The following is a 22699-nucleotide window of genomic DNA, read 5'->3' as shown; positions in this document are numbered from 1 at the left end:
CCGGGCCTGTCGCGGCCTACCGCCCTCCGGCGAGCAGCTCCACCTGCGCGAGCGTGAGCGGCCCCTGGCCGTCGGCCTCGGTCACCACTAGCCGCAGCGCGCCGTACCGACCCGGCCGCGCGACGGTGAACGGGCGCGTCTGCCGCGCCCAGCGGAACACCTCGCCCGACCGCTCGTCGAGCACGGTCCACGTGCCGTCCGGGCCCTCGTCGTCGGAGCCCTCCAGCCGCCAGGCCGCCGGGGCGGCGCCGCCCGGGCCCGAGGTGAGGGTGTAGCGCAGCACCTCGGGCCGCTCCCCCGCCGGCGCCGACCACGTGACGACCGGCGTGCGGGAGGCGAACACGGCCGCGGTGGCCGACGTGTCGTCGACGAGGAGCTCGGCGACCCTCCCCGCGTCGTCGGCCTGCGCGTCGTCGTCCACCCGCAGGGTGCCGGCCCGCGTGACGTCGGCCAGCGGGGCGGGCGGCGCGTCGCCGCCGGTGAGCGACGGCGGCGCGTCGTCGGGGCCCGTACCCCAGGCGGACGGCTCGGGACCCATGACGAGCTCGACGGTGGTGCCCCCGGCGAGGTCGGCGTGGTCCAGCCAGGCCGCGCTGCGGGGCACGTCGTCCACGGTGAGGGACTGCACGTGGACGTTCTCCAGCGAGTTCCCCACGGTCCGGACCACCAGGTCGCCGTCGGGGCGGTGGATCGTGACCGCGTCGAACAGCGGCGACCCCACCGCGTACCGCGGGGAGCCGACCTGCAGCGGGTAGAGGCCGATCGCGGCGAGCAGCCACCACGCGGACATCTCGCCGTTGTCCTCGTCGCCGGGGTAGCCCTGGCCGATCTCGCTGCCGACGAAGAGGCGGCGCAGGGCCTCGCGCAGGATCCGGTGGGCCTTGGCCGGCGCGCCCACCGCGGTGTAGAGCCAGGGCACGTGGTGCGAGGGCTGGTTGCTCACGCCCCACATCCCCAGCCGCACGTCTCGCGCCTCGGTCATCTCGTGGATGACCTGCCCGTACCCGCCCACGTGGGTGCCGTCCTCGGGCCGGGAGAAGAACTCGTCGAGCCGCGCCTCCAGGCCCGCGGGGCCGCCGTAGAGGTTCGCCAGGCCGCGCGGGTCGTGCGGCGCGTGGAAGGCGAAGTTCCAGGCGTTCGTCTCGGTGAAGGGCCCGCCCCAGTCGTCGGGGTCGAAGTGCCGCGCCGCGGGCGTGAACGCGCCGTCGGCCCCGCGCGCGCGGAAGAAGGCGACCTCCGGGTCGAACAGCGCCCCGTACTGGCCGGCGCGGTCCAGCAGGTAGGCGGACTCCTCGCGCAGGTCCGCGCGCCGGTGGTCCGGCGTCGCCGGGTCCTCCGCGAGCGCCGCCGCCATCGTGCCGATGCCGAAGTCGTTGAGGCAGCCCTCGAGGCCCCACGAGACCGACTCGTGCGTGGACGCGGGGGTGAAGCCGAGGAAGGCGGACGTCTCCAGGCCCTTGCGGCCGACGGCGTCGTGCGGGGGCGCGACGGTGGCGTTCTTCAGCGCGGCGTCGTAGGCGTCGAGGGCGAGGGCGGTGGGCAGCGCACCCTTGAGGTACGCGTCGGCGAACGCGACGTCGGAGCTGGTGCCGGTCATGAGGTCGGCGTAGCCCGGTGACGACCAGCGGGAGACCCAGCCGCCGTCGCGGTACTGCTGCACGAACCCGTCGGCGAGCTCGGCCGTGCGCCGGGGGTCCAGCAGCGCGAGCGCCGGCCAGGCGGTGCGGTAGGTGTCCCAGAACCCGTGGTTGACCATCATCGGGCCGTCCACGACGGCCGCACCGGTGGCCGTGTCGGTGCTCGGCCCGACGGGCGGGGCGACCGGGCTGGCGTGCCGGCGCACGGGGGCGTCGACCGTGCCCGCGTTCTCGGTGTGCGAGGTCGGGTAGAGGTGCAGGCGGTAGAGGTTGGAGTACAGGGTGACGCGCTGGTCGTCGGTGGCGCCGGCGACCTCGACGACGCCGAGCCGCTCCTCCCACAGCGCCCGCGCGGCGTCCTGGACCTCGGGGAACGACCGCCCGGCGAGCTCCTGGTCGAGGGCGCGGCGCGCCTGGTCGAGGCTCAGGTACGACGTCGCGAGGCGCAGCTCGACGACGAGGCCCTCCCCGTCGTGGCCCGAGGTGTCGAAGCTCGCGTACCGCGCGTGCTGCCGGTCGCCGGCTGCGGCGCCCACGGCGACCGGCGTCCGGTCGAAGACGCCGGCCACGAACATGCGCGAGCGGCCCACGGACAGCGGGCTGCCGTCGTCGACCCAGCCGGTCACCGTGCCGTCGGGGTGCGCGTCGAGGCGCGCCGCGCCGGCGGCCGTCGTGACGGTGTCGAGCAGCACGTGCCCGGCGGCGCCCGGGGTGCCGGCGGGGAACCCGAAGCGCAGCACGCCGCCGTGGTCGGTGGGCGCGGCGGCGAGGGTGAGGCCGTCCGCGAAGGTCACGGCGTACAGGTCGGGGCGGGCCGTCTCGTCGGCGTGGTCGAACGGCAGGCCGCGGGCGCCCAGCGCGGCCGTCGGGACCCCCGGCCCGGCGGCCGGCTGCACGACGAGCTGGTTGCGGTCCCCCATCCACGGGCTGGGCTGGTGCGAGACGCCGAAGCCCTGCAGCACGGGCCGGTTCCGGTGGTCGTTGGCCCGGTGGTACTCGTACAGCCAGCGCTGGGAGGCGGCGTCGGTCATGGGAACCCAGAGCGTGAACCCGTTCGGCACGGCCGTGGCGGGCGCGTTGTTGCCGCGCGAGAACTGGCCGCTCGACATCGTGCCGCGGCGGGTGTCGACGAGGTCGACGAGACCCGTGCCGCCGGCGACGGCGGGCTCCGCGACGAGGGCGACGTCGTCCACCCAGCCGGAGAAGGCGGCGTCGGTCATGCCCTCGGGCGGGTCGCAGCGCAGCAGGACGGCGTCCACGGTGCGGCCGGCGGCGACCGCACCGACGTCCACCCGCACGGAGTTCCACTGGTCGGCGTAGAGGATCTTGCCCTCGCCCTGGGCGCGGGCGGTGGCCCCGGTGCCGTGGGCGTCGGTGGCGGGCAGGTCGGAGAGGAACGTGCCGTCGGTGAACGCCAGGTCGAGCGCGACGTACGTGGACGGGTACCGCAGGTCGCCGCGCAGGTCCGGCAGCACCACGTAGCTCAGCCGCGTGCGCGGCCCCACCTCGACCCCGAGCCCGCGGAACAGCACGTGCGTGACCGGACCGGCCTCCTCCCGGAGGCCCGCGAAGCCCAGCGCGTGCAGGCCGGTGAAGCCCGCCCGGTGCTTGTGGGTGGCGCCGGCCGCGGGGCCGTCCCCCACGCGCACGACCAGCGGCGCGTGCCGCGGGGTCGGCAGGGGCGCGGGGTCGCCGGGCTCGAAGGACGTCGCGAACGAGGTGGGGTGCGTCATCGGGTCTCCTCGGTGGGGCTGTCGTCAGGGTGCCGACGCAGCGATTCGGTCGCCTCCCGGGGCGGGAGACGACCGAATCGCTACGTCGAGGTGCCTGGTGTCAGTCGGCGTCCTTCTCGAAGGCGGCGGGGCGCACCTGCACCGCGCGCACCCGGTCGACGTCGAGCTTCTCGGAGCGGTCGAAGCGGTAGACGCCGTTCTGCTCCTGGAAGACGTCGGTGAGCTGCGTGTAGCAGTAGCCGAACATCAGCGGGTCGTCGAGCAGGGCGTCGGTGAGGCCGGCGAACCGGGTGTGGAACTCCTCCTCGTCGGCCACGCGCTGGCCGTACCCCCACGACTCGCTGCGGTCGTCGCCGGCGGCCTTCGCGGCCTCCTCCGGGTTCCACCAGATGCCGCCGTACTCGCTGCAGAAGTACGGCTGGCCCTTGTAGGGCAGCGAGATCGGGCCCTCGTCGTAGACGTTCGCGTACGGCTGGTCGGTCTTCAGGCCGGCCATGTCGCGGGCGAACGCCTCGGGCTCCTGCTCGTAGTGGTGGGAGTCCCACACGTCCGTCTCGAGCACCCGGTGCGAGTAGCCGCTGGCGTCGAGCACGGGGCGCGACGGGTCCGCGAGCTTCGTCGCCAGGAACATGGCGCGCGTGACGTCGTCGAGCTGCGTGATCCGGTCGTGCAGCAGCTGGTGCGTCTCGTTCAGCGGGCACCAGCCGATGATCGACGGGTGGGAGAAGTCGCGCTCCAGGGCCTCCAGCCACTCGGCGACGTAGGACGTCGTCGGCTTCTGGTGGTCGTCCTTGCGGCCGAAGTCGCCGGAGCCCCAGTCGCCGAACTCGCCCCACACGAGGTAGCCGAGGCGGTCCGCGTGGTACAGGTAGCGCTCCTCGAACACCTTCTGGTGCAGGCGGGCGCCGTTGAAGCCGGCCTCGAGGCCCAGCTCGACGTCGCGCAGCAGGGCGGCGTCGCTCGGCGCCGTCATGAGCGACTCGGGCCAGTAGCCCTGGTCGAGCACGAGGCGCTGGAAGACGGGCTCCCCGTTGATGCGGATCGCCTTGCCCTCGATCGCCACGGACCGCAGGCCGGCGTAGGAGCGCACGGTGTCGACGACGTCGCCCGCGCTGTCGTGCAGCTCCACCTCGACGCCGTACAGGTGCGGGTCCTGCGTGGACCACGGGCGCACCCGGTCCACGGGGATCACGACGCGCAGCGAGGGCGCGAGGTCCAGGTCCGCGCGCGTGGTCTCGGTGGCGACGACGCCGTCCGCGTCGGTCACCGTCACGACCACGTGGTGGCCGCGGCGGTTCTGCGTGAGCGGCACGCGCACGTCGAGGGCACGGGCGGCGAGGTCGGGCGTGATGCGGGGGCGGCGCAGGCTGGCGCCCGGCACCGGCTCCATCCACACGGTCTGCCAGATGCCGGTGGTGCGCGTGTAGTGGCAGTCCTTGTTGGCGTACAGGCCGGACTGCTTGCCGCGCGCCTGCGGGATGCCGCGGTGGTCGCGGGCCCGCACGACGACGGTCACCGTGTCGCCCGGCGCCGCCACGCCGAACAGGTCGGCCGTGAACGGCGTGAACCCGCCGCGGTGGCGCACCACCTCGGTGCCGTCCACCCACACGGTCGCGTCGTGGTCGACGGCGCCGAAGTGCAGCAGCACGTGGGTGTCGGCCCCGGCGACGTCCTCCCAGTCGGCGGGGACGGTCACCTCGCGGCGGTACCAGACCGCCTCGAGGAAGTCGGTGTTCTCCACCCCCGAGAGCTCGGACTCGGGGGCGAACGGCACGGTGATGGTGCCGTCGAGCGCGCGCTCGCGCAGGCCGCGCTCGAGGCCCGAGTCACCGGGGTCGATCTCGAACCCCCACGAGCCGTTGAGGTTGAGCCAGCGGTCGCGCACGACCTGCGGGCGCGGGTACTCGGGGCGGGGGATCTCGCCGCCGGTGGGGGCGGAGGGAGGATCGAGTCGATCGAGGACGGACATCGTTGAGCTCCGTTGCGCGTGGATGACAGTGCGCCGCCGATTCAACAGGGGAACGCGAAAAGATGCAACGTTGAATCAGGATTTGGTGCGTCTCAGTCGTCGACGGGCACCACCCGGCTGCTCTCGCGCACCAGGAGCCGGTGCGGGACGACGACGTCCACGTCCCCGCTCCCCGCGCCCTCCGAACGGCGCTCGACCTGCGCGATCACGCGCTCCACGGCCGCCTCCGCGATGGACTCGAGGTCCGGCGCCACGGTGGTCAGGGTGGGATGGGAGAACCGCCCGTCCTCGATGTTGTCCCACCCGGTGACCGCGACGTCCTCGGGCACCCGCACCCCGTTGAGGCGCAGCGCGTGCAGGACGCCCAGGGCGAGCTCGTCGTTGGCACAGACGAGGCCGCCGACCTCGCTGATGCGGGGCAGCACCGACTCCACCGCCGCCACGCCCGCGGGGCGGGAGAACTGCGGCACGGGGAGGATCCAGCGCGGGTCCACGTCCAGGCCCCGCGCCGCGTGCGCCTCGCGGAAGCCCTGGAGCCGCGGGGTGCCCGAGCGGTCCGCCACCGACTCCGCGCCGACGAACGCCAGCCGGCGGCCGGTGGCGAGCAGGTGCTCCGTCACCTCCCGGGCCGCGCGGACGTTGTCGATGCTCACGTGGTCGGTGCGCCAGCGCCGGTCGTGCCCCGGGTCGTCCCGCTCGCCGAGCAGCACCATGGGCGTCTCACCGCGCACCTCGGCGATCTCGGCGGGGCCGAGCGCGAGGGGCGAGAAGATGATCCCGTCGATCGAGTGCACCTGGAAACCGCGTGCCACCTGCAGTTCCGCGTCGCGCTCGGTGCGCGTCTCCTCGATGAGGACCCGGTAGCCGCGCCGCCCCGCGACGTCGATGACGATGTGCGCCAGCAGCGAGAAGTACGGCGAGTGCACCCACGGCACCGCGAGGGCGAGGGTGTTGGTGCGCCCCCGGCGCAGCTGCCGCCCGGCGAGGTTCGGGCGGTAGCCGAGGGTCGCGATGACCTCCTCGACGCGCGCCCGCGTGTCGTCCCCGACGCGCCCCGTCCCGTTGACGACGTTCGACACCGTCTTCCACGAGACGCCCGCCTCCGCGGCGACGTCCTTGATCCCCACCCGGCCCGACCCGCGGCCCCGGGCAACGGTGCCCGCGCGCTCCTTGCCGTCCTCGAGTCCCGACATCCACGTCTCCCTCCGGCGGCCCGCGATGAACCTTGCTGGATCTCTTGACGGGTCGCCCGCCCTAGTCCATCGTGGTCCCACGTTGGAGCGCAACGTTGCACCAAGGAGGGTCGATGAAGACCATGCAGCGCAGTTCAGCGTCGCCGGGAGGAGCGTGGCCGGGCCACGCACCCGGGCGACGTACCCGGTCCGGCACGGGTGGTCCCGCGGACGACGTCCCGCGATGGAGCCGCCGCGGCCTGCTCCAGGCCGCGCTCGTCGGGGCCGGCGGGATCGCGCTGGGCGGCGCGCTCTCCGGGTGCGCGACGCCGACGGCGTCGGGCTCGGGCCGCACGTCCGTGATGATCTGGGACCTGTTCTCCGGCGGCGACGGCGCCCTCATGCAGAAGATGGTCGGCGCGGTCGCGAACGAGAACCCGGACATCTCCGTGGACTCCACGACCCTCGCCTGGGGCGCGCCGTACTACACGAAGCTCGCGATGGCGTCGTCGGGCGGCCGCCCGCCCGAGGCCGCGGTGATGCACATGTCGCGTCTCGCCGGGTACGCGCCCGGCGGGCTGCTGGAGCCGTTCGACCTGGGCGCGCTCGCCGACCTCGGCATCACGCAGGAGGACTTCGCGCCCGCGGTGTGGGAGAAGGCGCAGTTCGACGGCCAGCTCTACGCGCTGCCGCTCGACACGCACCCGTACATCGCCTTCAACAACCCGGAGATCACCGGGAAGGCCGGCCTGCTCGACGCCGACGGCAAGCTCGACATCGCGCCGGGCGCCGACTCGTTCCTGGACGCCGGCCGCGCGATGGCGGAGGTCACGGGCGAGACGGGCGTCTCGTGGGGCTACCTGCGCGACCCCGCCGGCTGCTGGCGGATGTTCTGGGGCCTGTACAACCAGAACGGCGGCGGCTACGACCTCACCCCGGGCAAGGCCGCCGAGATCGACGAGCAGGCCGCCGCCGAGGTGTTCGAGTTCCTCCAGGCGATGGTGGACGGCAAGGTCGCGGCCACGAACCAGGACGGCGGCGCCGCCTCCGGCCGGTTCATGTCGAAGCGCACCGGGCTGATGTTCTCCGGCGAGTGGGACCTGCCGATGTTCCGGGACGCGATCCCCGACGTCGGCGGCACGCCCTTCCCGACGATCTTCGACACGCCGGCCAACTACGCCGACTCGCACTCGTTCGTGCTGCCGAAGCAGGCCCACGCGAACCCGGAGAAGCGCGCGGCCACGTACCGCGTCCTCGCCGGCCTCCTCAAGGAGGGCCTCACCTGGGCGGGCGCCGGCCACATCCCGGCGTACCAGCCCGTCGTGCAGACGCCCGAGTACCAGGACCTCACGCCGCAGCGCGACTACGCGCCCGCCGCCGAGATCGCCGTCTTCGACCCCGACGCCTGGTTCACCGGCGGCGGCAGCGACTTCCAGACGCGCATGGGCGACTCCATGACCGACACCCTGTCCGGCAAGGCGTCCCCCAAGACCGCCGTCGACCGCATGCTCAGCGAGATGAACCGCTTCCTCTCGCAGCCCAGCCCCGCCTGAGAGAGAGGACGACGATGACCGCCTCGAGCACGTCACTGAGCGCCCCCGTCGCGCGCCCCTCCCGGCGCCCGTCGAGCACCCGCACCCGCGGCTCCGCCGGCACCGTCCGCAGCTCGCTGCGCGAACGCGACCGGTCCGGGTACCTGTTCATCGCCCCGTTCGCGGCAGCGACCGGGCTCTTCCTGCTGTGGCCGACGATCTACGGCCTGTGGATGAGCTTCACCGACCAGAGCCTCACGGCCACGGACAGCTCGTTCATCGGCTTCGACAACTACATCGAGGCCTTCAGCGACCCCCAGGTGTGGCAGACGCTGCTGCACACCGTGTGGTTCACGGTGCTCAGCACCGTGCCGCTCATCCTGGTCGCGCTCCTCATGGCCCTGCTGGTGCACACCGGCCTGCCCGGCCAGTGGGTGTGGCGCCTGTCGTTCTTCGCGCCGTTCCTGCTGACCAGCGCCGTCGTGTCGTCCCTCGCGAGCTGGCTGTTCCAGCCCGAGATCGGCCTGCTCGACGTCTGGATCGCCAAGCTCGGGCTGGGCCCGATCGGCTGGCTCACCGACGAGAACGTCGCGATGTTCTCCATCGCGCTGGTCACCGTGTGGTGGACCGTCGGGTTCAACTTCCTGCTCTACCTGGCCGCGCTGCAGGGCATCCCGCAGCAGCAGTACGAGGCCGCGACCATCGACGGCGCCGGCGGCTGGCGGCGGCTGTTCTCGATCACGCTGCCGCAGCTGAAGACCATCACCGGCGTGATCGTCGTGCTGCAGCTGCTCGCGTCGCTCAAGGTGTTCGACCAGATCTACCTGCTCACCGCCGGCGGCCCCAACGGCAGCACGCGGCCCATCCTCGAGTACGTCTACGACACGGGCTTCACCAACTACCGCCTCGGGTACGCGTCGGCCATCTCGTACGTGTTCTTCGCCCTGATCCTCGTGTTCACGCTGGTCCGGCTGCTGCCGTCGAAGAAGGAGGCCTGACGTGGCCATCGCCGAGTCCGCCCAGGGTTCCGTCTCCACGCTGGTCGCCGCGCGCCGGTCGGCGGCGCAGCAGACCCGGGCCGAGAACCGCACCCTCACCAAGCTGACGATCGGGCCGTCCCCGTGGGTGCGGGCCGCCGCGCTCGCCGCCCTCGTCGTCATGGCCCTGCTGTGGCTGCTGCCCCTCGCGTGGGGCGCCGTCACCAGCTTCAAGCACGAGGCCGAGGCCGCGCTGCCCGCGTCGTGGTGGCCCAGCCAGGGCTGGACCCTCGACGCCTACCGCCAGGTGCTCGGCAACAGCGAGCTGCTGGGCTGGATGTGGAACAGCCTCGTCGTCGCCGTCCTCGTGACAGCGCTGACCGTGCTGATCTCCGCGATGGCCGCGTTCGCGTTCTCGCAGACCGTGTTCAAGGGCCGGGGCCTGCTGCAGTTCCTCACCGTCGCGTCGATCATGATGCCCGGCCAGATCCTCATCGTGCCGCTGTTCAAGCAGATGCAGGCGATGGGCCTGGTCGACACGTTCGCCGGCATCGTGCTGCCGCAGGTCGTGGCCCCGGTGATGGTGTTCATCCTCAAGCGGTTCTTCGACGCCATCCCCACGGAGCTCCTCGACGCCGCCCGCATCGACGGCGCCGGCACGTGGCGGCTCTTCTGGACGATCGTGCTGCCGCTGTCGAAGTCGATCCTCGTGGCGGTCGCGATCTTCGTGTTCATCGGCGCGTGGAACAACTTCCTGTGGCCGTTCATCGTCACGACCGACCCGCAGTTCATGACCCTGCCCGTGGGCCTGTCGACCGTGAAGAACGCCTACGGCGTGCAGTACGCGCAGAACATGGCGTCGGCGATGATCGCCGCCCTGCCGCTGCTCGTGGTGTTCATGCTCTTCCAGCGGCGCATCGTGCAGGGCGTCGCCACGACCGGCATGGGCGGCCAGTAGCACCGGCCCACCGCACGACGACCGGACCAGCCACATCCCGCACCGCCGCGGGACGGAAGGAACCCATGAAGCTCGCACGACTCAGCGGCGCCGTCGCCGCCGTGGCCCTGACGATCGGTCTCACCGCCGCCTGCGGCAACGGGGGCGCCGACGCCGGACCGGCGGCGCCGGTCTCCACCGACGAGGACATCACGCTCTCGTTCGCCTGGTGGGGCAACGACGACCGCGCCGAGAAGTACGAGAAGGCGATCGACCTCTTCGAGGAGGACCACCCGAACGTCACCGTCCAGACCCAGTTCCAGGCCTGGGACGACTACTGGACGGCCCGGTCGACGGAGGCGGCGGGCAGCGCGCTGCCGGACGTCGTGCAGATGGACGCCGGCTACGTGCGCCAGTACGGCGCGACGGGCCAGCTCGCCGAGCTCGACGGCCAGGTCGGGGTCAACCTCGACGTCGACGGCGTGGACGACACCGCCCTCGCCTCGGGCCAGATCGAGGGCACGACGTACGCCGTCCCGGTCAGCCTCAACACCCAGTCGATCATCTACAACGCGAAGCTCCTCAAGGAGCTCGGCGTGGAGCCCCCGGCCGAGGGCTACGGCTGGGACGACCTGATCTCCTGGTTCGCCGACGTCGCCGAGGCGGGTGCGAAGCACGACCCGCAGGTGTACCCGATCGGCGACATGACGGGGAACAGCCCCTGGTTCCTGCAGTGGCTGGTGCAGCAGGGCAGGGCGCCGTTCACCGACGACGGGCAGATCGCCTTCACGAAGGACGACGTGCAGGCCTGGGCCGACCTGTGGGCGCCGCTGCGCGACGCCCAGGTCTTCTTCCCGGCGAAGCGCGCGGCGCAGCTCGAGCCGAAGACCGGCCTGAACTCGCGCGAGGTGGTCGCCGAGGCGAACTGGGACACCCTGATGCCCAACTACGTGGCCGAGCTCGGCAGCGACGACCTGCAGCTGCTGCCCATCCCGACCGGGGACGACGGCAAGAAGATGTACTGGCACTCCGGCGTCATGCTCTCGGCGTCCGCCAGCTCGTCGCACCCGGACGCGGCGGCCGCGCTCATCGACTTCATGACGAACGACCCGCGGGTCGGCGAGATCTTCGGCACCAGCAAGGGCGTCCCCGCGACGCAGGCGCAGAAGGACGCGATGGCGCTCGAGGACGGGTCGCCCGACTCCCGCCTCATCGCCTACGAGGACGCGGCGAAGGACGACGTCACGGAGCCGGCTCCGGTGCCCGTCGAGGGCTACGGGGAGATCGAGGCCGAGATGGCGCGCCTGTCCGAGGAGGTCCAGTACGGCAAGCTCACCGAGGACCAGTTCGTGGACCAGTGGTTCGCCTACGTGCAGGACACGGTGAAGCAGTCCTGAGCCACGCCGCGCGCAGGCACCCCCGGGCCGCGAGACTCGGGAGCATGTCCGCCCCCGCCACCCAGCACGCCACCCCCCGACCCACGCAGCGGCCCCACCTGGCCGCCGTGCTCGAGGACCGGTGGTGCGCGGTGGCGGGGGCGTTCCTGCGCCGCCGCGGGTGGGTTCCCCGCCTGCTCACGTACACCGGGCTCGGCACGCCGCGCGACGTGCGCGTGCTGGCGCGCGTGCTGCTCGTGCCGCCGTCGCGGGCGTCGGGCCCGCTGTCCCCGGCGGACCACGCCGCCCGACGCCCCCTGCGCAGCTACCTGACGATGCCCGCGCCGGGCGAGCCGGTGCGCGTCGTGGTGGGCGGGGCGGACGTCGTCGTCGAGACGGACCGGTCGGGCTACGTGGACGCCGAGGTGCCGCTGCCCGACGGCGATCCCCTGGCCCCCGGGCGCCACGACGCGACGCTCACCGCCGTGCGCACCGGGGTCGCGGCGGCCGCGCCCGTCGTGGTCGTGGCGGACACGGCGTCGTTCGGGGTGGTGAGCGACATCGACGACACGGCGATGATCACGGCCGTCCCGCGCCCGCTGGTCGCGGCGTGGAACACGTTTTTCAGCCGTGCGGGCGCGCGCCGCCCCGTGCCGGGGATGGCGCAGCTGTACCGGCGCATCGCCGCGGACCGCCCCGACGCGCCGTTCGTCTACCTCTCCAACGGCGCCTGGAACACCGCCGGGACGCTGTCCCGCTTCCTCGACCGGCACGGCTTCCCGCCCGGCCCGCTGCTCCTCACGGACTGGGGCCCCACGCAGACGGGCTGGTTCCGCAGCGGGCCGCAGCACAAGGGCGACAGCCTGGACCGCCTCATGACCACCTTCCCCGACGTGCGGTGGCTGCTGGTGGGCGACGCCGGGCAGCTCGACGAGGACGTGTACGTGCGGGCGTCGGCGCGCTGGCCGGGGCGGGTGGTGGCGATCGCCGTCCGACAGGTCGCCCGGGCCCGCGTGCGGCCGTCGCGGGGGCGGCCGGAGGCGGGAGCGCCGCTGGTGCACGGCGCCGACGGCGCGCAGCTCGCCGACCGGCTGGCGGGGCGCTGGGGCGACGCGACGTGACCGCGCGCCCGCCGCCCCCCGAGCCGGAGCGCCGCCTCGTGCCGCCCACGACCGGCCTCGCCCGGCAGTGGCACGCCGGCCACGACGACTGGGGGCCCGGCCTCCACGAGGACGGGTTCGGGCTCGGCCCCGACGACGACGTCGAGTCCGTGACGGGCTTCGCGGACTGGGTGGGCCGGGTGCGCTCCGCCCCGGCGGCGACGCTCTGGTGGATCGTCGTCGTGGGCGACGACGGCGCGCCCGACATCGTCGGGGGCATCGCCCTGCGCCACCCCGACCACCCCGACGCCGCCCGCCACGGCCACATCGGTTACGGCGTCCGTCCCGGGGCCCGCGGGCGGGGGCACGCGGCGTGGGCGCTCGCGCGGGTCCTGGAGGTGGCCGCGACCCAGCACGGGATGGACCACGCCGACCTCGTGTGCGAGGAGGGCAACACCGCGTCGGCGGGGCTGATCGAGAAGCTCGGCGGCCGGGTGGTCGACCACCCGCACCCGGGCGTCGTGCGCTACCGGGTGCCGCTCGCGCCGAGGTAGAGCCTCCGGCCGCGAGGTCGCGCCCGCCGAGCACGACCTCGCGGCCGGAGGCTCTACCTCGTGGCGGTCGGCCCGCCGTGGACCGGGACGAAGCCGGACTCGTAGGCACGCACCACCGCCTGGGTGCGGTCGCGCACGCCGAGCTTGGCGAGCACGTTGCCCACGTGCGTGCGCACGGTCTCGACGCCCAGGTACAGCTCGCCGGCGATCTCCGCGTTCGACAGGCCCGTCGCCATCAGCCGCAGCACCTCACCCTCCCGCTCGGTGAGCCGCGCGTCCCGCAGCGCGTCGCCCGCGTCGTCGCTCCCCCGGGCGGCCACGAGCCGCCGCATCGCGTCGGGGAACAGCAGCGAGTCGCCGCGCGCCACCAGCCGCACGGCGTCCGCCACCTCCTCCGGGCGCGCCCGCTTCAGCAGGAAGCCCTGCGCCCCGGCGTGCAGGGCGTCGAGCACGTGGTCGTCGTTCTCGAACGTCGTGAGCACGAGGACACGCGGCGCCGGCACGCCCGGGCGGTCCGCCCCGACGACGGCCCGCGTCGCCGCGATCCCGTCCACGCGCGGCATCCGCACGTCCATGAGCACCACGTCCGGACGTGCCTGCGCCACCACCTGCGGCACCTCGGACCCGTCGCCCGCCTCGCCGACCACCTCCAGGTCCGGCTCCGCGTCGAGGATGACCCGCAGCCCCGCGCGCACCAGCGGCTCGTCGTCGACGAGGACGACGCGGACGGCGGCGGCGCGGGTGTCGGTCTCGGCAGGCACGGTCACGGCGTCGATCCTGCCGTATCGACGGCCGCCACGGACCGGCCGCGTCGCGGGCGGCGTGGCGCGCCGTTCAGCGGAGCTCGGGGTAGTGCCGCTCCCAGAACGCGCCGAGGGTCGTGGTCGCCAGCTCGCGCTCGACCCGCCCGACGTCGTCGGGCACCCTCCAGTGCCGACGGCGTGCGACCGCCCAGGTGCGGCCGTCGCGGAGGACGAACGTCAGCCGGCTCCGACCCCACCGCCCCCGCCGCACGACGACGCGGACGGCCTCGTCCGCGGGCAGCTCGGCGTCCGGCGGCCACAGGGCGCAGATGTCGTCCCGGAGGTCGCGGTCCTCGTCGGACACGCACGAGGCGCACGCCCGCATGACTGCGACGGCGACCGCGTGCAGCGACCACGGGTGGCCGCACGCCGCACAGTCCCCGCCGAAGAGCTCGTCCACGCCTCGATCATCCCGAGGCGCCACGCCCCCGGTCGACGGGAAATCGCGCCCGCACCACCCAGCGGCCGTCGTCCGGCCCCGCGTCGAGGTCGCCGCGCAGCAGCCGGACGCGCTCCGCCATGCCGCGCAGGCCCCGGCAACCGCCACCGGGGGCGGCCGCCGCGGGGAGCGGGTTCGCGACCTCGACGTCGAGCCGTCGCGCCGCGCCGTCGACGGTCACGCTCACCGTGACCGGGCGTCCGGGGGCGTGCCGGACGGCGTTGGTGAGCGCCTCCTGCGCGACGCGGTAGGCCTCGTGCGACGTCGCGCGGGGCAGCGCGTCCGCCGCGCCGTCGTCGACGTCGAGCCGCACGTCCGCGCCGGCGTGCCGGGCGTCGTCGACGAGGGCGGGCAGGTCGGCGAGCGACCGGGCGGGCGCGCGGCGCGCCTCCGCGACGTCACCGGCCCGGTCGGGGGCGCGCAGCAGGCCGAGCACGTGGTCGAGGTCGGCCATCGCGGCCCGGCCGGACTCCTCGATCGCCGCGAGGGAGCGCCGCGCCCCGTCCGGGTCGGAGCCGACGAGCCGCGACGCGGCCGCCGCCTGGAGGGTCGTGACGGTCAGGGCGTGGCCCACGGAGTCGTGCAGCTCGCGCGCGAGGCGGCCGCGCTCGGCCAGCTGGTCCGCCTGCGCCTCGAGCTCGGCGATGCGCGCCGTCTGGTCGGGGCCGAGCAGCGGCTCCGCCGACTGCCGCAGCAGCCGGCGCGCCAGCGCCGTGCCGTACGGGAGGGCGAGCAGCGCCAGGACCGCGAGCGCCACCCACCCGGCGGCGTGGCGGGTGAACGTGGGCGCCATCCGCACCAGGAACGACTCGTCGATGCCGAACGCCGACAGCACCAGCTGCGTCGCGAGCGGCACCGCGACCAGCAGGCCGACGGTGATCACCGCGCCCAGGGCGAGGTGGAGCGCGAACCAGGCCGCCCCGCGCCACCGTGTCGCGACCGTCGTCGGGCCGGAGGGGTCGGGCAGCTCGCGCGCGTCGACGTCGAGGAAGGTCCGCACGGCCGCGATCTCCAGCGCGCGCACGGGCGCGAGGAACGGCGGCGCGCCGACGATGACGGCAGTCACCGCGGCGAGGACGGCGACGGCGGCGCGGGGCGTGGCCGGGTCGGCGAACATCTGCACGAAGCCGGCGGCGAGCAGCGCGTACGCACCCGCGACGACTCCTCCGACGACGAGGTACACGCCCGCGCGCACCGTGGACGCGCTGGTCAGCGGCGACAGCGCCCACCGCAGGGTGCGCCGCCCCTCACCGGTCGTCGTCCGCCTGGTCATGCCGACCAGTCTTCCCGCCGGTCCCGCGGCGCGCCTCCCCCGGCCGGGGGACCTCCCTGGGATCGCTATGCCAAAGAGAACTCAGGGGCCTTCGCCGGGAAGGTGCTGGGACGTCTTCTCACTGATCAGCCAACGCCCCTGCCGCCTGACGAGGGTGAGACGAAAGTCGGAGGGCGGACCGCAGGACCGTGCACCGTCGAGCGAGATGTAGCACTCGGTTCCTCGGAAAAGGACCGTCGCAGCGTCGGCGTCGACGGCGACGCCTCGGAAATCCTCGAGGTCCAGCTGGGCGTGGGTGTAGCCGAGGAGCTCGGCGTCGTGAGGAGCGGCGACGAGCTCGGCGATGCTCGCGTCGATGATCCCGAGCTCGTCCTCGGCCCGCCCTTGAACGGCGACGCGACCCAGCTCGGCACGGCGCCGCTCGGTCGCGGAGGCTGAGGCGTTGTTCTCCGACCCCAGGGAACCGTCAGCGGCGAGGACGAGCCGCCCGGCCTCGTTCTCCGCTTCGAGCAGCCCCAGCACGTCGGCGCGCACCGATGCCACCTGCACCGCATCGCCGCGGTCTCGGAAGGCGGCGTACGGATCGTTCGCGCAGGCGCTCAGCGAGAGGACGCCCGAGACCAGCCCGACGACGAGGACGCGACGGCGCTTCATGGCCAGGCACCCTTCGTGGTGGATCCCACGGCGGCAGCGTATCGGCGCACGCGGGAACGGCAATGCGCAGGCTCGCGGCCCGGGGGTGACGCCACCCTCCCCGGCCGAGGACCCTGCGACGTAGCACCTGGTGACGCTTCCGCGGGAGGACCCGTCGCCGGGTGCTACGTCACCATCGTCAGGTCGGCTTGCGGGCGCTCACGATCATGTGGGTGCCGAGGAAGCGGCGCCGCCAGGTGACGTCGTCGAACCCGAGCCGCCAGAGGATGGAGGCGACCTGCTCGGGAGACATGAACCCGAGGGTGGTCTCCTCCAGGTAGGTGTACGACGTCTTGTCGCGCGCCACGAGCTGGCCGAGCAGCGGGATCACGACCTTCACGCCGAGCGTGACGGGCACGCGCAGCAGGCCGCGCGGCGGGCAGGTCTCGAGCAGCGCGAGGCGGCCGCCGGGCTTGAGCACCCGCAGCTGCTCGGCGAGCACGCGCTCGGCGTCCTCGACGTTGCGCAGCAGGTAGCCGTGCGTGATGGCGTCGAAGGACGCGTCGTCGAAGGGGAGCGCGTTGGCGTCGGCGAAGCCCCAGGTGACGGCGTCGGCGCCGGGCTTGGCGCGGGCGCCGTCGAGCATCCCCTCGGAGAAGTCGACGCCGTGGATCGTGGCGCCGGGGTACTGGCGCGCGGCCTCGAGGGCGATGACGCCGGTGCCGGTGGCGATGTCGAGCAGCGACCCGCCGGCGGGGACCTGCGCGCGTCGTGCGACGTCACGGCACCAGGCCGCGTGGCGGCCCAGCGTCATCAGCCGGTTCATCCGGTCGTAGTAGCCGGGGACCGTGTCGAAGAGGCGCTGGACCTCCTCGCCGTGGGGCGAGGGGACGGTCACGCGGCGAGCTCCTGACCGCTCATCTTGTGGATCGAGTCCATGACGTGGTCGGTCAGCTCACGACGCACCTGGGCCGGGCGGCCGGCGGTGAGCTGCCGCGACGGGTCGATGGGGGCGCCGAAGTTCACCTGGATGCCGCGCACCGGGCGGGGCAGCCGCTTGCCCACGGGCTGCACCTTGTCGGTGCCGCGCAGCGCGACGGGCACGACGGGCGCCGAGCCCGCGAGCGCCAGCCAGGCGACGCCGGTGTGCCCCTGGTGGAGCTTGCCGTCGCGGGAGCGGGTCCCCTCGGGGTAGATGCCGAAGGCGCCGCCGCGCTTGAGGACGACGAGCGCGTCGTCGAGCGACCGCTGGCCGGCGCGCGGGTCCTCGCGGTCGACGGGGATGTGACCCATGGTGGTGAAGAACCAGCGGGAGACGCGGCCCTTGAGGCCGCGGCCGGTCCAGTACTCCGCCTTCGCGATGAAGGTGACGTGCCGGGGTACGACGAGCGGGATGATGATCGAGTCGATGAACGACAGGTGGTTGCTCGCCAGGATCACCGGTCCGCGCCGCGGGATGTTGTGGAGTCCCGTCACCTGGGGTCGCAGGAGCACGAACACCAGGAGCGACAGGACGAGGCGCAGGAACCGATAGGTCACCGCACCATTGTGCCCCCTGCTCCGCGCGGGTCCGGCGAGGCCGGTCCCGCATGCGCGGGATCAGGCGGTTCGTACCGTGGCGGCGGCCAGGAGCGACTCGGCGGCACGTCGCGCTTCGAGGGCGACGTCGGCGTCGTGCGTGATCGCGGCGGTGGTCTGCGCGCCCTCGGCCAGCAGCACCACCTGCAGGGCGACGGCGTCGGGCAGGCCGGCCTCGCGCACGAGCCCGAGCACGTGCTGCCGGAACGCGTCTTTGTGGCCGCGCACGGCGTCGGCGATGCGGGGCGACGTCGCGCCGAGCTCGCCGAAGGAGTTGATGAACGCGCAGCCGCGGAAGCCGTCCTCGCGGAACCATGCGTCGAGGAAGTCGAAGACGCTGAGGATGCGGTCGCGGGGCGTGGTGGCCGTCGCGGCGGCGCGCTCCACCCCGTCGGTCCACTGCGTGGTGCGCAGCGCGAGCACGGCGACGACGAGGTCCTCCTTGGACTGGAAGAGCCCGTAGATCCGCTTGAGCGAGACGCCCGCCTCGGCGCGCACGGCGTCCATCCCCACGGCCTGGACGCCGCGGGCGTAGAACAGCCGGTCCGCGGCCGCGACCACGGCGTCGCGTGCCGCTTCGTCGTCGAGCATCGTTCACCCTTTCGTCGGCCGGCTCCCCTTGCGTGGAGAACCATCGTTCTCTAGTGTAGCGACCAGCGGGAGAACGATCGTTCTCCCCTTGGCGAGAAGGAGCACGACCATGGGTTACATCACCGTCGGTCAGGAGAACAGCACGGACGTCGAGCTCTACTACGAGGACCAGGGCTCCGGGCAGCCGGTCGTCCTCGTCCACGGGTACCCGCTCGACGGGCACAGCTGGGAGCTCCAGACCCGCGAGCTGCTCGCCGCCGGGTACCGCGTCGTCACGTACGACCGCCGCGGCTTCGGCGCCTCCAGCAAGGTCGGGTCCGGGTACGACTACGACACGTTCGCCCGCGACCTCGACACCGTCCTGACGACGCTCGACCTGCGCGACGTGATCCTCGTCGGCTTCTCGATGGGCACCGGCGAGCTCGCGCGGTACGTGCGCAACCACGGCCACGAGCGCGTCGCCAAGCTGGCGTTCCTCGCCTCGCTGGAGCCGTTCCTCGTGCAGCGCGACGACAACCCCGAGGGCGTGCCCCAGGCGGTCTTCGACGGGATCGTCGACGCCGCCCGGAGCGACCGGTACGCCTGGTTCACGCAGTTCTACAAGGACTTCTACAACCTCGACGAGAACCTCGGCACGCGGATCTCCGAGGAGGTCGTGCGCGCCAACTGGAGCACCGCCGTGGGCTCGGCCCCCGTCGCCGCGTACGCCGTCGTCCCCACGTGGATCGAGGACTTCCGGCCCGACGTCGAAGCGGTCCGCGCGGCGGGCAAGCCGACGCTGATCCTGCACGGCACGAAGGACAACATCCTGCCGATCGACGCCTCCGGCCGCCGCTTCCACGCGGCCGTGCCCGACGCGGAGTACGTCGAGGTCGAGGGCGCGCCCCACGGCCTGCTGTGGACGCACGCCGCCGAGGTCAACGCGGCGCTGCTCGCGTTCGTCGGGCGCTGAGCGCTCAGCTGGTGGTCAGCAGGTAGTCGTCGGCGTCGTCGTCCCACGCGAGGGCGACGGCGCCGGCGGCCGCCGCGCCCTTCGCGAACTGCAGGAAGCCGCGGTAGCCGAGCGCCTTCTCCGAGAAGTCGGGGCGGCGCTTGCGCACCTCGTTCTTCAGCCCGGACAGCGGCGCGGACCCGCCCGCGTCCTGCACCACCTGGCGCAGCAGGCCGAACGCGCCCTCGGTGTCCTGCTGCGCGGGCAGCTCCACCTCCGGGTCGCCGGTCGACGGGCCGGGCGACAGCACCACGAAGCCGCGGTCGGCGAGGAAGCGCAGGAACTCGCCGAAGGTGCGGAACCCGTAGTCGGACTCGCTGAACGTGGGGTCCTTGCGGACCATCGTGCGCTTGAGCATCGACGCGGTGACGGAGCCGCTGGTGGAGGCCTGCAGGTCGGCGAGCGTCTGCGCCACCGTGACCTCCATCGTGGGCTCCTCGCCGGTCGCGGCGGCGTCGTCGTGCTCGACGTCCTGGTCCACCTCGGCGGCGGGCTCCGCGACGGGCTCGACGGCGGGCGCCTCCGCCGCCGGCGCCTTCTTGCGGCGGCTGCGGGGCGCGGTGCCCGACGTCGCGGGCGCGGCCTCCTCGGCGGGAGCCCCGGTGGTGGTCTCGGTGGCGGCCGGCGCCTCCGTCGCAGCCTCGGCCGGCGCCTCCGCGGCGGGCGCCTTGGCGCGGCCGCCCCGACCACCCCGGCTGGTGCCCTTGCCCGCCCCGCGGCCGGACCGCTTGGGGGCCGGCGCCTCCGACTCGTCGGGCACGTCGACGCCCTCGAGCCGGTCGTAGAAGAGGAACTCGTCGCAGGCCGGGGGCAGCAGCCGCGACGTGGAGTTCTCGACCCCGACGCCGATGACGCGCTTGTCGAGCTCGCGCAGCTTGTGCACCAGCGGGGAGAAGTCGGAGTCGCCGGTGCACATGACGAACGTGGTGATGTACTCGCGCTCGAACGCCATCTCGATCGCGTCGACCACCATCTTGATGTCGGCGGCGTTCTTGCGGGACGCGCCCATGCGCTGCGTCATCTCGATGAGCTCGACCTGGTGGCGGGTCAGCATCCGGCGGTCCTCGTCGAAGTACGACCAGTCGGCGTACGCGCGGCGCACGACCACGCGCCCCCGCACCGCGAGCGCGTCCGCGATCGGCTTGAAGTCGAACTGCATACCGCCCAGGTGGTCGCGGGCGCCGAGCGCCAGGTTCTCGTAGTCGAGGAAGACGGCGAGGCGCTCTTCGGTGTCCATGGCGGCCACACTATGCCCGGCACTCCCGGACAGCCCGACGCCGACCTCCCCGGTCAGCCCGGGCCGGCGCCCAGGCGGGCGGTCAGCAGCGGGACGCCCGCACCCGTGAGTCGCGGCAGGACGGCGGCGCGGCCGCAGGCGGCCACGAGGAGGTCCACACCCCGACCGCTGAGCTCGGCGCCCTCGCCCCACGACCAGCCGAGGTCGGTGGCGACCAGCCGCAGACCGCTCAGTCGGCCCCGCGGGACGAACCCGACCGGCCGCCCGCTCGTGACGAACTCCAGCGCGACGCGGACGGAAGCGCCGTCCGGCGCGTACGGAAGGCCGAGCGGCAGGCGCATGTCGCCCTCGTGGACCAGCACGTCCGCGAGCGGGGCGCGCGGGCCGGTGACCGGCGGCGCGACCCGGCTCTCCGCCCGCTCGCGCAGCAGGGCCACGGTCTCGCCGACCGGGCGCAGCCCGGCGCGGCGGGCCGCCGCGTCGTTGGCCCGGTGCACGCTTCCGCCGGCACGGGCCAGGTCCACCAGCAGCCGCCCGAGGGCTCGGGGCGCGGTGGCCTCGGCGACGTGCGCCGCGACGGTGTGGACGTCCCACCCGGCGCACAGGCTGGGCGCGGCGAGCTGGGCGCCGTCCAGCTCCTCGAGCAGGTCCGCCATCGCCCGCCTCTGCCTCGTGGTCGCCGCGAACACGTCCACCCCTGCCGATCCGTCCACCCCTCGCTCCCTCCGCCGACGTTCCAGGTATCTTGACCATCAAGATGTTGGACGGTCAAGGGAAGAAGGTCGGCGTGACCGATGACGAACCGGGGCGCCGGCTGGTGTCGCAGCTGCGAGCGCTGACCGTCGAGCTCGACCTCCTGGGCGGGGAGTTCGCCCGACGGCACGGGCTGCACCCCACCGACGTGCGCGCGCTGATCGTCCTCGTCGAGGCGGAGCGCGCCGGCCAGGCGATCAGCGCGGGACAGCTCGCGGGGCGCCTGGGCCTGGACTCGTCCACGGTGACCGCCCTCGTGGACCGGATGGAACGCCTCGGGCACGTCCGCCGCGAACGCGACACCGGCGACCGGCGCCGGGTCCTGCTGGCCCTGGAGGACCGGGCGGACGAGCTCGGCCGGTCGTTCTTCGGCCCGCTCATCGGAGAAGCCGTCACGGCGCTGAGCGCCTTCACCCCGGCCGAGGTCGCCGCCGTCGACCGCTTCCTGCACGTCATGCGGCAGGCCGTCGCGACCACACGCCAGCCGGACGAGCCGGGCCGATGACGCGGCCCCTCCGAGGCCGCGCCGGGGCGTGAGTGCGACGTCCGATCCGCGCCAGAGGCCGGGCGACCGGTCGGCGAGAGTGGGTGCGCCGGCGACCCTGCCGGTCCACCCACGCTCAGGAGGACTCATGACAACCGTCGCACTGGTCACCGGGGGCACGCGCGGGCTCGGGCGCGCCGTCGTCGAGGCGCTCGCCACGCAGGGGGCGACCGTCCTGCTGGCCGGCCGCAGCGCGGACGCCGTCTGCCACGAGGTGGCGGCCCTGCGCGCGAACGGGCTGGACGTCACCGGGGTCATGCTCGACGTGGACGACCCGGCGAGCGTGCGCGCCGCCGCGGCCGAGGTCGCGCAGCGCTTCGACCGCCTCGACATCCTCGTCAACAACGCCGGGATCCTGCCCGAGGCGAGCGCCGACCCGACGCGGCACGGGCCCCGGTTCGCCGACCCCCGCGTCCTCGAGCAGACGTTCCGGACGAACGTCTTCGGTCCCGTGGCCGTCATCGAGGAGTTCCTCCCCCTCCTCGAGCGGTCCGCCGGCGCCCGCATCGTCAACGTCTCCTCGACGATGGGCTCGCTGACCGACCAGCAGGACCCGGACTCGCCCTGGTTCGGGATGGTCCTGCCCGCCTACCAGGCCTCGAAGGCCGCGCTCAACGGCATCACCGTGGCGCTCGCCAAGCGCCTCGCGGGCACTCCGACGGTCGTGACCTCCGTGTGCCCCGGCTGGGTCCGCACCGACCTCGCACCCGGGAACCGGGACCACGCGCCGACGTCGGCCGACGACGCGGCGAAGGTCGTGCTGCGGGCGGCCACGCTGCCCGCCGGGGCGCCGTCCGGGACGTTCCTCGCCGAGCACGGCGTCGTCCCCTGGTGATCCGACTCCCGCGATGCCGCACCCGCGCACGCGGG

21 protein-coding genes are annotated in these 22699 nt (G+C 73.9%); 9 read left to right on the top strand and 12 right to left on the bottom strand.

From position 1 onward, the window contains the following. Positions 1 to 16 precede the first annotated feature (16 nt). The 3 genes from ACFU5J_RS02570 to ACFU5J_RS02560 form a co-directional block, all read right to left on the bottom strand. A complete protein-coding gene (locus ACFU5J_RS02570; RefSeq protein WP_430577701.1) occupies positions 17 to 3370 on the bottom strand; it encodes a GH92 family glycosyl hydrolase in 3354 nt (1117 codons plus the stop codon). Positions 3371 to 3470: 100 nt separating this feature from the next. Further along, positions 3471 to 5339, bottom strand: a complete 1869-nt coding sequence (locus ACFU5J_RS02565) for a glycoside hydrolase family 2 protein (RefSeq protein ID WP_430577700.1) — start codon at positions 5337 to 5339, stop codon at positions 3471 to 3473. A gap of 92 nt (positions 5340 to 5431) precedes the next feature. Continuing rightward, positions 5432 to 6532, bottom strand: coding sequence for a LacI family DNA-binding transcriptional regulator (locus tag ACFU5J_RS02560; protein ID WP_430573724.1), 1101 nt, complete (start codon positions 6530 to 6532; stop codon positions 5432 to 5434). A gap of 113 nt (positions 6533 to 6645) precedes the next feature. On the opposite strand from ACFU5J_RS02560, the gene ACFU5J_RS02555 reads away from it, so the two are divergent. The 6 genes from ACFU5J_RS02555 to ACFU5J_RS02530 all read left to right on the top strand — a co-directional run bounded on the left by ACFU5J_RS02555 (position 6646) and on the right by ACFU5J_RS02530 (position 12987). Further along, on the top strand, positions 6646 to 8064 hold the full coding sequence (locus tag ACFU5J_RS02555; RefSeq protein WP_430573723.1) for an extracellular solute-binding protein: 1419 nt from the start codon (positions 6646 to 6648) through the stop codon (positions 8062 to 8064). 14 nt (positions 8065 to 8078) lie between these two features. Then, positions 8079 to 9041 carry a carbohydrate ABC transporter permease gene (locus ACFU5J_RS02550; protein WP_430573722.1) on the top strand — a complete coding sequence of 321 codons (963 nt, stop codon included), beginning with the start codon at positions 8079 to 8081 and terminating at the stop codon, positions 9039 to 9041. Positions 9042 to 9048: 7 nt separating this feature from the next. Then, a complete protein-coding gene (locus tag ACFU5J_RS02545; protein ID WP_430577760.1) occupies positions 9049 to 9978 on the top strand; it encodes a carbohydrate ABC transporter permease in 930 nt (309 codons plus the stop codon). 65 nt (positions 9979 to 10043) lie between these two features. After that, the gene (locus ACFU5J_RS02540; protein ID WP_430577699.1) at positions 10044 to 11354 is read left to right on the top strand and encodes an ABC transporter substrate-binding protein; all 1311 of its coding nucleotides are present in this window, start codon (positions 10044 to 10046) and stop codon (positions 11352 to 11354) included. 44 nt (positions 11355 to 11398) lie between these two features. After that, the gene (locus ACFU5J_RS02535; RefSeq protein ID WP_430577698.1) at positions 11399 to 12454 is read left to right on the top strand and encodes an App1 family protein; all 1056 of its coding nucleotides are present in this window, start codon (positions 11399 to 11401) and stop codon (positions 12452 to 12454) included. After that, a complete protein-coding gene (locus ACFU5J_RS02530) occupies positions 12451 to 12987 on the top strand; it encodes a GNAT family N-acetyltransferase (RefSeq protein ID WP_430577697.1) in 537 nt (178 codons plus the stop codon). The genes ACFU5J_RS02535 and ACFU5J_RS02530 overlap by 4 nt, the downstream gene beginning before the upstream one ends. Positions 12988 to 13040: 53 nt before the next feature. Here ACFU5J_RS02530 and ACFU5J_RS02525 read toward each other — a convergent pair whose 3' ends face one another. From ACFU5J_RS02525 to ACFU5J_RS02495, 7 genes are all read right to left on the bottom strand, one after another. Then, positions 13041 to 13754 (bottom strand): response regulator, encoded by a 714-nt coding sequence (locus ACFU5J_RS02525; RefSeq protein WP_430577696.1) that lies wholly within the window; start codon positions 13752 to 13754, stop codon positions 13041 to 13043. A 67-nt stretch (positions 13755 to 13821) separates the two neighbouring features. Next, positions 13822 to 14190: a hypothetical protein gene (locus ACFU5J_RS02520; RefSeq protein ID WP_430577695.1), complete on the bottom strand. Its 369-nt coding sequence runs from the start codon at positions 14188 to 14190 to the stop codon at positions 13822 to 13824. 7 nt (positions 14191 to 14197) lie between these two features. Next, positions 14198 to 15502, bottom strand: coding sequence for a sensor histidine kinase (locus tag ACFU5J_RS02515; RefSeq protein WP_430577694.1), 1305 nt, complete (start codon positions 15500 to 15502; stop codon positions 14198 to 14200). A gap of 81 nt (positions 15503 to 15583) precedes the next feature. Beyond that, entirely contained in the window at positions 15584 to 16156 is a 573-nt protein-coding gene (locus tag ACFU5J_RS02510; protein ID WP_430577693.1) for a hypothetical protein, read from the bottom strand. 178 nt (positions 16157 to 16334) lie between these two features. Continuing rightward, positions 16335 to 17033, bottom strand: coding sequence for a ubiquinone/menaquinone biosynthesis methyltransferase (locus ACFU5J_RS02505; protein ID WP_430577692.1), 699 nt, complete (start codon positions 17031 to 17033; stop codon positions 16335 to 16337). Further along, a complete protein-coding gene (locus ACFU5J_RS02500) occupies positions 17030 to 17674 on the bottom strand; it encodes a lysophospholipid acyltransferase family protein (RefSeq protein ID WP_430573713.1) in 645 nt (214 codons plus the stop codon). Before ACFU5J_RS02500 ends, ACFU5J_RS02505 begins: the two co-directional genes overlap by 4 nt. Positions 17675 to 17734: 60 nt before the next feature. Then, complete coding sequence (locus ACFU5J_RS02495; RefSeq protein WP_430573712.1) at positions 17735 to 18304, bottom strand: TetR/AcrR family transcriptional regulator; 570 nt, start codon at positions 18302 to 18304, stop codon at positions 17735 to 17737. Positions 18305 to 18413: 109 nt separating this feature from the next. Here ACFU5J_RS02495 and ACFU5J_RS02490 point away from each other — a divergent pair, with 109 nt between their 5' ends. Further along, complete coding sequence (locus ACFU5J_RS02490; protein WP_430573711.1) at positions 18414 to 19256, top strand: alpha/beta fold hydrolase; 843 nt, start codon at positions 18414 to 18416, stop codon at positions 19254 to 19256. 4 nt (positions 19257 to 19260) lie between these two features. On the opposite strand, the gene ACFU5J_RS02485 is transcribed toward ACFU5J_RS02490, so the two are convergent. Next, the gene (locus tag ACFU5J_RS02485; RefSeq protein WP_430573710.1) at positions 19261 to 20532 is read right to left on the bottom strand and encodes an NYN domain-containing protein; all 1272 of its coding nucleotides are present in this window, start codon (positions 20530 to 20532) and stop codon (positions 19261 to 19263) included. A 53-nt stretch (positions 20533 to 20585) separates the two neighbouring features. Continuing rightward, positions 20586 to 21245 (bottom strand): maleylpyruvate isomerase family mycothiol-dependent enzyme, encoded by a 660-nt coding sequence (locus tag ACFU5J_RS02480; RefSeq protein ID WP_430577691.1) that lies wholly within the window; start codon positions 21243 to 21245, stop codon positions 20586 to 20588. A 74-nt stretch (positions 21246 to 21319) separates the two neighbouring features. On the opposite strand from ACFU5J_RS02480, the gene ACFU5J_RS02475 reads away from it, so the two are divergent. Further along, entirely contained in the window at positions 21320 to 21790 is a 471-nt protein-coding gene (locus ACFU5J_RS02475) for a MarR family winged helix-turn-helix transcriptional regulator (RefSeq protein ID WP_430577690.1), read from the top strand. 127 nt (positions 21791 to 21917) lie between these two features. Continuing rightward, entirely contained in the window at positions 21918 to 22664 is a 747-nt protein-coding gene (locus ACFU5J_RS02470; protein ID WP_430577689.1) for an SDR family NAD(P)-dependent oxidoreductase, read from the top strand. The last annotated feature ends 35 nt before the right edge of the window (positions 22665 to 22699 follow it).

This window comes from Isoptericola sp. NPDC057559, from assembly GCF_042801555.1.
Classification (GTDB): Bacteria; Actinomycetota; Actinomycetes; order Actinomycetales; family Cellulomonadaceae; genus Isoptericola.
Note: the sequence above shows the minus strand (reverse complement) of the source record. Positions and strands in the feature narration are given on the sequence as shown.

Bases quoted from the DNA above. Each gene is read 5' to 3' on its own strand.
- ACFU5J_RS02570 (WP_430577701.1), bottom strand. From the start codon at position 3,370: ATGACGCACCCCACCTCGTTCGCGACGTCCTTCGAGCCCGGCGACCCC.
- ACFU5J_RS02565 (WP_430577700.1), bottom strand. From the start codon at position 5,339: ATGTCCGTCCTCGATCGACTCGATCCTCCCTCCGCCCCCACCGGCGGC.
- ACFU5J_RS02560 (WP_430573724.1), bottom strand. From the start codon at position 6,532: ATGTCGGGACTCGAGGACGGCAAGGAGCGCGCGGGCACCGTTGCCCGG.
- ACFU5J_RS02555 (WP_430573723.1), top strand. From the start codon at position 6,646: ATGAAGACCATGCAGCGCAGTTCAGCGTCGCCGGGAGGAGCGTGGCCG.
- ACFU5J_RS02550 (WP_430573722.1), top strand. From the start codon at position 8,079: ATGACCGCCTCGAGCACGTCACTGAGCGCCCCCGTCGCGCGCCCCTCC.
- ACFU5J_RS02540 (WP_430577699.1), top strand. From the start codon at position 10,044: ATGAAGCTCGCACGACTCAGCGGCGCCGTCGCCGCCGTGGCCCTGACG.
- ACFU5J_RS02535 (WP_430577698.1), top strand. From the start codon at position 11,399: ATGTCCGCCCCCGCCACCCAGCACGCCACCCCCCGACCCACGCAGCGG.
- ACFU5J_RS02515 (WP_430577694.1), bottom strand. From the start codon at position 15,502: ATGACCAGGCGGACGACGACCGGTGAGGGGCGGCGCACCCTGCGGTGG.
- ACFU5J_RS02510 (WP_430577693.1), bottom strand. From the start codon at position 16,156: ATGAAGCGCCGTCGCGTCCTCGTCGTCGGGCTGGTCTCGGGCGTCCTC.
- ACFU5J_RS02495 (WP_430573712.1), bottom strand. From the start codon at position 18,304: ATGCTCGACGACGAAGCGGCACGCGACGCCGTGGTCGCGGCCGCGGAC.
- ACFU5J_RS02490 (WP_430573711.1), top strand. From the start codon at position 18,414: ATGGGTTACATCACCGTCGGTCAGGAGAACAGCACGGACGTCGAGCTC.
- ACFU5J_RS02485 (WP_430573710.1), bottom strand. From the start codon at position 20,532: ATGGACACCGAAGAGCGCCTCGCCGTCTTCCTCGACTACGAGAACCTG.
- ACFU5J_RS02470 (WP_430577689.1), top strand. From the start codon at position 21,918: ATGACAACCGTCGCACTGGTCACCGGGGGCACGCGCGGGCTCGGGCGC.